The sequence below is a fragment of the Arthrobacter sp. GQ119 genome (genome assembly GCF_059759125.1).
This window is the reverse complement of sequence record NZ_JCAXEA010000006.1, coordinates 199913-208795: the sequence shown is the minus strand read 5'-3', so window position 1 is coordinate 208795 and position 8883 is coordinate 199913. Positions and strand designations below refer to the sequence as shown.

Annotated in this window: 8 protein-coding genes and 1 pseudogene; 6 read left to right on the top strand and 3 right to left on the bottom strand. The window is 61.5% G+C overall.

Annotation, left to right across the window (positions count from 1 at the left end; genetic code table 11):
* From AC6CH3_RS08020 to AC6CH3_RS07995, 6 genes and pseudogenes are all read left to right on the top strand, one after another.
* Positions 1–1512: FAD-dependent oxidoreductase (locus AC6CH3_RS08020; RefSeq protein ID WP_498131925.1), on the top strand; the 1512-nt coding region annotated here is incomplete at its 5' end.
* Between the two features lie 143 nt (positions 1513–1655).
* On the top strand, positions 1656–2420 hold the full coding sequence (locus tag AC6CH3_RS08015) for an IclR family transcriptional regulator (RefSeq protein WP_498131924.1): 765 nt from the start codon (positions 1656–1658) through the stop codon (positions 2418–2420).
* Between the two features lie 98 nt (positions 2421–2518).
* Positions 2519–3709 (top strand): 4-hydroxybenzoate 3-monooxygenase, encoded by a 1191-nt coding sequence (locus AC6CH3_RS08010; protein WP_498131923.1) that lies wholly within the window; start codon positions 2519–2521, stop codon positions 3707–3709.
* Between the two features lie 85 nt (positions 3710–3794).
* Entirely contained in the window at positions 3795–4799 is a 1005-nt protein-coding gene (locus tag AC6CH3_RS08005) for an aldo/keto reductase (protein WP_498131922.1), read from the top strand.
* Between the two features lie 4 nt (positions 4800–4803).
* Positions 4804–5598 carry an NAD(P)-dependent oxidoreductase gene (locus tag AC6CH3_RS08000; RefSeq protein ID WP_498131921.1) on the top strand — a complete coding sequence of 265 codons (795 nt, stop codon included), beginning with the start codon at positions 4804–4806 and terminating at the stop codon, positions 5596–5598.
* A 252-nt stretch (positions 5599–5850) separates the two neighbouring features.
* Positions 5851–6682, top strand: a pseudogene (locus AC6CH3_RS07995) (integrase core domain-containing protein).
* 5 nt (positions 6683–6687) lie between these two features.
* On the opposite strand, the gene AC6CH3_RS07990 reads toward AC6CH3_RS07995, so the two are convergent.
* Genes AC6CH3_RS07990 through ligA form a run of 3 tightly spaced genes read right to left on the bottom strand, consistent with a single transcriptional unit; the run spans position 6688 to position 8881 of the window.
* Positions 6688–7638, bottom strand: a complete 951-nt coding sequence (locus AC6CH3_RS07990) for a Gfo/Idh/MocA family oxidoreductase (RefSeq protein ID WP_498131920.1) — start codon at positions 7636–7638, stop codon at positions 6688–6690.
* The gene (locus AC6CH3_RS07985; protein ID WP_498131919.1) at positions 7635–8483 is read right to left on the bottom strand and encodes a class III extradiol dioxygenase subunit beta; all 849 of its coding nucleotides are present in this window, start codon (positions 8481–8483) and stop codon (positions 7635–7637) included. Before AC6CH3_RS07985 ends, AC6CH3_RS07990 begins: the two co-directional genes overlap by 4 nt.
* Positions 8483–8881: a protocatechuate 4,5-dioxygenase subunit alpha gene (gene ligA / locus AC6CH3_RS07980; RefSeq protein WP_498131918.1), complete on the bottom strand. Its 399-nt coding sequence runs from the start codon at positions 8879–8881 to the stop codon at positions 8483–8485. Before ligA ends, AC6CH3_RS07985 begins: the two co-directional genes overlap by 1 nt.
* Positions 8882–8883 lie beyond the last annotated feature (2 nt).

Here is an 8883-nt window from a genome sequence, read left to right as displayed (position 1 = left end):
CCCGACTATCAGGCAGAAAAAGTTGACGCCTTCCTCGAGGCAGCCCCGCACATGGTGGCCTTCTTCCACAACAACACGTCCCTGCAGTTCGTGCCGGGAACCAGAATCAACGACATCTACGGCGACCAGCCCGGCGCCGGAACCGGCAACCGCTCCGTCGGCCCCAAGCCCTTCAACGCCCGGAACCTTTCACCCGAACTCCGCGCCAAGTCCCGCCACCAGCTCTATGAAACATCATTCCTGGGAATGGGAATCATGGCAGGACCCGACCTGGCCAAATTCCTCTCTGCCTCCCGCGGAAACCCCAAAGGCCTCCTCCACGCCGGATGGCGCTTCGGACTCCACCTCCTGGACCTCCTGACACACAAGCGGAACATGCAGCTCGTTAACGGAACAGCACTGACTGGTCGCCTGATGAAGTCGGCCGACGATCTAGGAGTTGAAATCCGCATCTCCTCCCCGGTCACCTCGCTGCTGACCGACGGCAGCGGAAGGGTGAGTGGCGCCGTCGCGAATTCGCCAGAAGGCGAGGTCACTATCCGTGCCGCCCGCGGCGTCGTGCTCGCCGCCGGCGGCTTTCCCCATGACATCCGCCGGCGCAAAGAACTCTTCCCCAAAACCCCCACAGGGCGCGAACACTGGACCCTCGCCCCCGAGGAGACCACCGGTGACGGAATCACCCTCGGCCAATCCGTGGGGGCCCGCTTCAAAACCGGAATCAAGTCACCTGCAGCATGGTGCCCTGTCTCCCTCGTGCCGTACGGCAATGGCCGCACCGGAGTATTTCCGCACATCATGGACCGCGCCAAACCCGGCAGCATCGGAGTCCGCAAAGACGGAAAACGCTTCGTCAATGAAGCAAACGGATACTACGACTACGTCGAACAGCTCCTCGCTGCCACCCCGGAGGGTGAAACCGTCGAGTCATGGCAAATCGCCGACAGCAGATTCGTCCGCAGATACCCGCTAGGAATGGCAAAACCGCGCCCCGTTCCACTCTTTCCCTATCTCCGGTCCGGCTACCTGAAGAAGGGAAATACGATAGAGGAACTCGCCCGCGCCTGCGGCATCGATCCGGCAGGACTCCGGGAAACAGTGGCCCGCTTCAACGACAATGCGCGACGTGGAGTTGACCCCGAATTCGGAAGGGGCGGAACCGCGTTCAACCGCTACGGCGGCGATGCGGCCCAGAAACCCAACCCGTCTCTTGGTCCTCTCGAGAAGGGGCCCTTCTATGCGGTTCGGGTGGTGCCCGGCAGCTTCGGCACCTTCGCCGGCCTGGATGCCGACGGACGCGCCAGGGTGCTGTCCGAAAACGGAGCCCCCATACCCGGGCTGTACGTCGCCGGGAACGACCACTCCAGCATCATGGGCGGACATTACCCCGCTGGTGGCATCAATCTAGGCCCTGCCCTCACCTTCGGCTACATCGCAGGCCGTGATCTGGCCGCGGTAAGGGCATATGAGGACAACGGAACCTTCGCGCCATCCTCAGGTGCAGGAGTCAGCTGACCAGCCGCGTGGGACCAAGCCCAGGTTTGCTTTTCGAACGAGGACCACCCCCCCTTGCCCAGTGCAAATTGGACGAGACAGCATCTCGTAAGCAGCAATCCGCTAGAGTAAGCCGGAAATCCATTGATCGGAAGTGGGATCGTATGGCCAACTCGGAGTCCGGGGATTCGGTGGTGGATCGGGTAGCGCGGCTTATTGCGGCGTTTCCCGAGGGTCCCGGCAGTCTTCAGCTCTCAGACCTTGCGCACCGGGCCGGCCTGCCGCTTACAACGGCCCACCGGCTTGTGCGTCAGCTGGCCGCGCACGGGCTGCTCGAAACCGGACCGGGCGGAACGGTGCGGCTGGGGTTGCGCTTGTGGGAGCTGGTGAACCGCAACTCGCCCACGTTGGCCCTCCGGCAAGCGGCCATGCCCTTTATGGAGGACATCCAGCAGGTCCTCAACCAGAACGTTAACCTTGCAGTGCTGGACGGTTGGGAGGCTCTGTTTGTGGAGCGGCTTTCCCGGCGCGGCTCTGTGACGAACAGGGCCAGGGTGGCCGGCAGGATGCCGGTCCATGTCTCCTCAGCCGGGCTCGCGCTGATGGCTTATCAGGACAAGGCACTACAAAGTGAGTACCTGGACCAGTTCGAGGACCCGGCAGGGAAAGTGACGCAGGATGCCGTGCGCGCCCTCCTCAGCGAAACTGCCCTTCAGGGGTTCGCGCAACTGGCGGGAGTGGTGGATCCGGACACCTGGGGCATAGCCGTTCCGGTGCTTGACGGCAGGCAGCGCGCCCTGGCTGCACTCGGCGTCGTTGTTCCCCTGCAGGAGATGCGCCTGCAGGCACTGGTTCCTGTACTGCAGACGGCCGCCCGCGGCATCGCGCGAGGGCTGCGTGCCCCTAACGATAAAGCATCCTTCCGTTGAGTGGAATCAACGTTCCGCCGATCAGGCCCGCGGTTGCAGACTGGTACCAAACGCACCAACAGGCCGACCATGGCCCCGCAACGAAGCGAGAACCAATCATGGCAACACGCAAAATCATCACCACCCAGGTGGCCATAATGGGCGCCGGCCCTGCCGGGCTCATGCTCTCCCACCTCCTGGCCAAGGCCGGCATCGATTCCACCGTCATCGAGGTCCGCAGCCACAAGGAAATCTCTGAAACAGTCCGCGCCGGCATCCTGGAGCACGGGACCGTCAACATGCTCGTGGACAGCGGAGTGTCAGACAGGGTGCTGCGCGACGGCGACCGGCACGACGGAATCGAATTACGGTTCAACGGGGAGAGCCATCGCATTGACTTCAAGGACCTCGTGGGGGAGTCCGTCTGGCTCTACCCGCAGACGGACGTGTTCCTGGACCTCGCCGCGCGCAGGAAGGCCGACGGCGGCGACGTCCGCTACAGCGTCACGGACACCTCCGTCCATGACCTCGAAGGCAATCCGAAAGTCTGGTTTACGGACTCCGACGGCGTAGAGTTCGAGATCCGGGCGGACTTCATGGTGGGCGCGGACGGCTCCCGCAGCCACTGCCGCTTCCAGATCCCGGAGGCCCACCGCAAGTGGTACTTCCACGAGTACCCATTCGCGTGGTTCGGCATCCTGGCCGAAGCCCCGCGCAGCGCCGACGAGCTTATATACGCCAATTCTGCGAACGGGTTCGCCCTGATCAGCCAGCGGACCGAGACCGTCCAGCGCATGTACTTCCAGTGCGATCCCAAGGAAAACGTGGCGGAGTGGGACGATGACCGGATCTGGGCCGCGTTCCGCAGCCGGGTCAACGGCAACGGCTTCGAGCTCAAGGAAGGCCCCGTCATCGAAAAAATGGTCCTGCCGTTCCGCAGCTTCGTCCACACCCCGATGCGCCACGGCAACCTCTTTCTCGCCGGCGACGCCGCACACACCGTCCCGCCCACGGGCGCCAAGGGCCTGAACCTGGCGATCAACGACGTTAAGGTCCTCTTCGAAGGGCTGGACAGCCACTACAACTCCGGCTCCGACCATCTCCTGGAGACCTATAGCGACCGCGCCCTGGACCGGGTGTGGAAAGCACAGCAGTTCTCCTACTGGATGACCACCATGCTGCACACACCCGCCGACGCCGATGACTTCTCCCGCGCCCGCCAACTGGGCGAACTGAACTCCGTCGTTTCCTCCAGACACGGCATGGCGTACCTCGCCGAGGCCTACACCGGCTGGCCCGGCGCGCGCTAGGTGCGCCGAGACCCAGCCCGTAACCGTTCCCGCTGGTAAAGCGCCAGTCGCTTTCATCTGAATCGACACGAACCGGAAGTGATCTGTGCAATACATCAAGCTCCGCGAGCTCACCGTTTCCGCAATCGGACTCGGCTGCATGGGAATGTCCCATATATACACCGGCCACAATCAATCCGAGAAGGACTCGATCCGCACCATCCATCGTGCCTTCGAACTGGGCGTGACCCATTTTGACAGCGCGGAGCTTTACGGGCCCTTCACGAATGAAGTGCTTCTTGGGAAGGCCTTGAAGGGCCGCCGCGACCAAGTCGTGGTTACCTCCAAGTTCGGTCTGATCTCACACGTGGGGAATCCGGGGCCTTTGGACAGCTCGGCCTCAAATATCCGGGCCGCGGTGGAAGGCTCCCTCACCCGCCTCGACACCGATTACATCGACCTTTATTACCAGCACCGCGTCGACAAGATGGCGCCGATCGAAGACGTCATTGGAACGCTCACCGAACTTATCACCGAGGGCAAGATCCGCCACATCGGCCTTTCCGAGGCCGGCCCGGACACCATCCGGCGGGCGAACGCGGTCCATCCGGTCACCGCGCTGCAGTCGGAGTACTCGCTGTGGACACGCGATGGCGAGGACGGAACCTTGGAGCTGTTGAAGGAGCTCGGGATCGGTTTTGTGCCCTATTCACCGCTCGGTCGGGGCCTCCTCAGCGGAAAGATCCGGTCCCTCGACCATCTCGATGAGGACGACTGGCGCTTGGGCAACCCACGCTTCATGGATGGTGCGCTGCAAAAGAACCTCGTTGTGCTCAAGGAGGTGGAAGCTGTTGCTGAGGAAGCAGGTGCCACCCTTTCCCAGGTCGCGCTGGCCTGGTTACTTAGCAAGGGTGAGGACTGGTCGCCGATTCCTGGCACCATCCGTGTTGCCCACCTTGAAGAAGATCTCCTCGCGGTCGACGTGAAGCTCACCCCAGAACAAATCCTGGCTCTGGATAACGTTACGCAGCCCGTGGGTGATCACCATACTGCCCTGCAGATGAGGTTTTTCGACCGGGAGAACACGCTCAAATATCAGCCAAGGAGTTAGCCCCGTGACTGCACACCCCAGAGTTGCCTTCATTGGTCACAACGAAGCCGGGTCCCGCATTGCCGACAGACTCGCTAAGGCCGGGGCGAGCGTCGTAGGTTTTGACCCCGCTACGAAAAGGACGTCCACGACACCCCTCGCCGGGAGCCTTGAGGAAGCCGTGACAGGGGCGGACGTGGTCCTCTCCCTGGCATCCTCCTCCGCGCCGTCAAGGATTGCAGAGCTGGTTGCTCCCCTGTTCAAAGAAGGTGCTCTCTATGCAGATTTGAACACCGGCACGCCTTCAATGAAAAGGGAGCTCGCGACACTGTTCCCGGATGGTTCGTTTGTGGATGTGGCCGTTGTGCAGCAGGATCCCGGCGCGGCCGAAGGGGCCGTGATGGATGTTGCCGGGCCCGGTGCCAAGAGGCTGATCGAACTGCTCGAACCGTTCGGGCTGACCCTGGAGTATGTTTCCGAGGTGCCTGGCGAAGCAACGGCGCGCCGGCTCATCCGCAGTCTGCTGGCCAAGGGCATGGCCGGGGTCATCATCGACTGCCTCTGGGCCGCCGAAAGCATGGGCCTGCAGAACTGGGCTTACCAGGAAATTCTCGACGAGTTCGATTCCAATACAGCCGAGACGGCCAAGCGGCACCTGTCTGGTACCGCCCAGCACGTCAAGCGTCGGCAAATTGAGATGATGGATGTAGTTGCGATGCTCGCTGAATCCGGCTACGAGAGCACCATGATCGCGGCCATTGAATTCAACTACGCGCGCATCCTGCACGGAAAGAAGATTCCGTTCAGTAAGCGCACGTAGTTCTCCGCGGTCTAAGTTGTACTGTCCCGGCAGGTTGATGACACGGGATTGATTTGACGCAATAAGAGGCCGTCCGGGTGTTGTGTGGTGCTTGAGAGAGCAAACACACAGTCCAAGAGGTCCTCGTGTCCCACCCTAACGCGTTCTTCGCTCACGCCCATCGAATATGAAACAATCCACCGGACCGCGCTCCCAGCGGCCTAAGACCCCGAGTCAACAAGAGCCGGGGCAGTCCCGTGCCTTGCCCGATGCATCGTGATTGAGGCCCGGAACCTGCGCCGGGCAGCTGAACGATTCAACGTCTCAGTCCCAACCGCAGCACCCTGGTCGCGACGGTATCGGGTCGGTGAGGCGGGGCTGGAAGACCGCGAGAGCCGGCCCGCCACGTGTCCGCATCGGGCCGGAGTCCGGACTGAACGACGAGTGCTCAGACTGCGTGTGAACAGGCGATGGGGACCGGCCCGGATCGCCTATCACCTGCACCTGAACATCTCCACGGTTCACAGGATCCTGACCCGCTATCTGTGCCCGCCCCTGCGGTTCACGGATCCGGCGACGGGAATACGGCTGCGCGGCCGGGACCGCGCCCGCCGATATGAATACGCTGGCCCGGCGAAATGGTCCACGTCGATGTAAAGAAGCCCGGACGCATTCCTGACGGAGGCGGTCACCGGATCCGGGGACGGGCGAAGGGCGAAGCGAACTCCCGGGCCAGGAACCTGGCCCGAAGGCCTTCGCACTCAGCGAGGCCAGATCTGGGGCTACTCCTTCATCCACCACGCCATCGACGATCATTCCAGGTACGTCTACTCCGAGATCCTGCCCGATGAAACCAAAGCGACCGCCGCGGCGTTCCGGAATCAGCCACAAACGCACCAGACCCTACAGGCCCCAGAGCAATGGCAAGGTCGAGCGCTTCAACCGCATCCTCCTCGAGGAATGGGCCCACGTCCAGCCCTACAGCTCCGAGGCCGAACGCCTACCCTGTTACCAGGATTTCATCGACCACTACAATCAGCGCAGGCCCCACACCCCACTCAAAGGCGCCTCACCTGTCAGCCGCGACACCAACCAACCGGGTTAGTACACCTAGTACTCGAGTTGCTGCTGCAGCGCGTCAAGCACCACATAGCACGCGAGAACCTCACCCACGCTGGAGTTGGGCTCACGCTGTTCCTTGATGGCGGCCACGAATTCACGGTCCTGCAGCTCGATGCCGTTAATTGATACCGCCACCTTGGAGACGTCTATGGCGTTTTCCTTGCCGTCGACCAGGTCGTCATACCGTGCGATGTAGGTGTTGGTGTCGCCGATGTACCGGAAGAAGGTTCCGATGGGGCCGTCGTTGTTGAAGGAGAGTGAGAGCGTGCAAATCTTGCCGTTTTCGCTCTGAAGCTGGATGGACATGTCCATGGCAATGCCGAGGTCGGGATGCTTGGGTCCCTGGATGGCGTTGGCCTTCACAATCTTTTCGCCGGTCTGGTACTGGAACAGATCGACCGTGTGGGCAGCGTGGTGCCACAGCAGGTGATCGGTCCAGGAGCGGGGCTGGCCGAGGGCGTTGGTGTTGGTCCGGCGGAAAAAGTAGGTCTGCACATTCATCTGTTGGATGGAGAACTCGCCGGCGCTGATCTTGTTGTGCACGTATTGGTGTGACGGGTTGAAACGCCGGGTGTGGCCGGCCATCGCGATGAGGCCTGTTTCCTTCTGGGCGTCCACGATCTCCTGTACGCCCGCCAGTGAGTCTGCCATGGGGATTTCCACCATGACATTTTTGCCGGCGCGCAGGGCTTCCAGGGTCTGGGCGTGGTGCATTTGGGTTGGGGTAGCGAGGATGACGCCGTCCAGGTCCTCCTGCTCCAACAGTTCCGAGTAGCTGGTGAAGGCGCCTTCCGCCCCGTACTTATCGGCTACCTCCTTGGCCTTATCCAGCGTGCTGTGGGCAACGTACTGGATTTTGGCATCAGGGATTTGGGTGAGGGCGTCGAGATGCTTGTGGCCGAAGGCGCCCAGGCCTACGACAGCGAGATTAATGGTCATGCTTCTTCCTTCGGTGTCAGGATCAGGTGTCCAACGGATGTGTTGGACGCCGGTACGTGGTTGAAGCGGTAGACCTCGTCGACTTGGTCGCCGAGGGCGCCGCGCATGATGAGCCACATGATGAGTTCAACGCCTTCGGATCCGGCTTCCCTCATGTACTCAAGGTGTGGTTTGTACTGGAGTACTTCGGGCACGTTGATCAGGTCGTCCATGAACTTCTGATCCCAGGGCAGGTTAATCAGACCTGCGCGGGCGCCTTGGATCTGGTGGCTCATGCCGCCGGTTCCCCAGACCTGTACGTTGAGGTCTTCGTCGAACTGCTCGACGGCGCGTCGGATGGCCTTGCCGATGGAGAGACATCGTTCGCCGGAGGGCTGTGGGTACATGACCACGTTGACGGCAAGGGGGATGACTTTGGTGGGCCATTTGTCTGGGGTGCCGAACATGAGCGACAGGGGCACTGTCAAGCCGTGGTCCACCTCGAGTACATTCAGCACAGTGAGGTCGAAGTCGTCGAGGATGAGGGAAGCAGCCAGATGGGTTGCCAGCTCCGGTGCGCCTTCGACGGGAGGAATGGGCCGCGCTCCGTAGCCTTCGTCGCAGATGTCGAATGATTCACCGACACCAACGGCGAAGGTGGGCATGATTTCCATGCCGAAGTAGGAAGCATGGTCGTTGTAGACGACGATGGCCACATCGGGGTTGTTTGTCTTGATCCAGTTCTTGGAGAACTCGTATCCCTCGAACATGGGCTTCCAGTAGTCGTCCTGCGCCCGGCCCATGTCGATTGCTGCGCCCACTGCGGGCACGTGACTTGTCGCTACGCCTGCGGTAATTCGTGCCATTACGCCTCGCCTCGTTCCGTCTTGGAGCGCCAGCCTTCGATGTTGCGGCCGCCGCTCTTCATCATTGCCTGGTACTGCTCGACGTTCATGTCGGTCATGGTGCTGACGGCCTGGACATACGACAGTCCTTCTGCCGCGAATATTTTGGACAGGAAGTAGACGTTGCCGCCGTTGTCGAGCATTTTTTGGAAGTTGCGGGTAAGGACGGCCCGCTTTTGGTATTCCGTCATCTCCCACTCGTCCAGGTAGGAGCGCTCATCGGCGAGGAACCTTTTGCGGTTTTCCTCTTTACGAAGGCTCATGCAGAACTGGTTGAAGTGGAATCCTTCACGCGCTTTTTCGATGGTGAAGATGGTTGTGCCGGGAAGGTCCTTGAACTGTTCAAAATCGGGCTTCATCG

Excerpts from the sequence above, each read along its gene's own strand:
- ligA (WP_498131918.1), bottom strand. The coding sequence starts at position 8,881 with ATGAAGCCCGATTTTGAACAGTTCAAGGACCTTCCCGGCACAACCATC.
- AC6CH3_RS07985 (WP_498131919.1), bottom strand. The coding sequence starts at position 8,483 with ATGGCACGAATTACCGCAGGCGTAGCGACAAGTCACGTGCCCGCAGTG.
- AC6CH3_RS08010 (WP_498131923.1), top strand. The coding sequence starts at position 2,519 with ATGGCAACACGCAAAATCATCACCACCCAGGTGGCCATAATGGGCGCC.
- AC6CH3_RS08015 (WP_498131924.1), top strand. The coding sequence starts at position 1,656 with ATGGCCAACTCGGAGTCCGGGGATTCGGTGGTGGATCGGGTAGCGCGG.
- AC6CH3_RS07990 (WP_498131920.1), bottom strand. The coding sequence starts at position 7,638 with ATGACCATTAATCTCGCTGTCGTAGGCCTGGGCGCCTTCGGCCACAAG.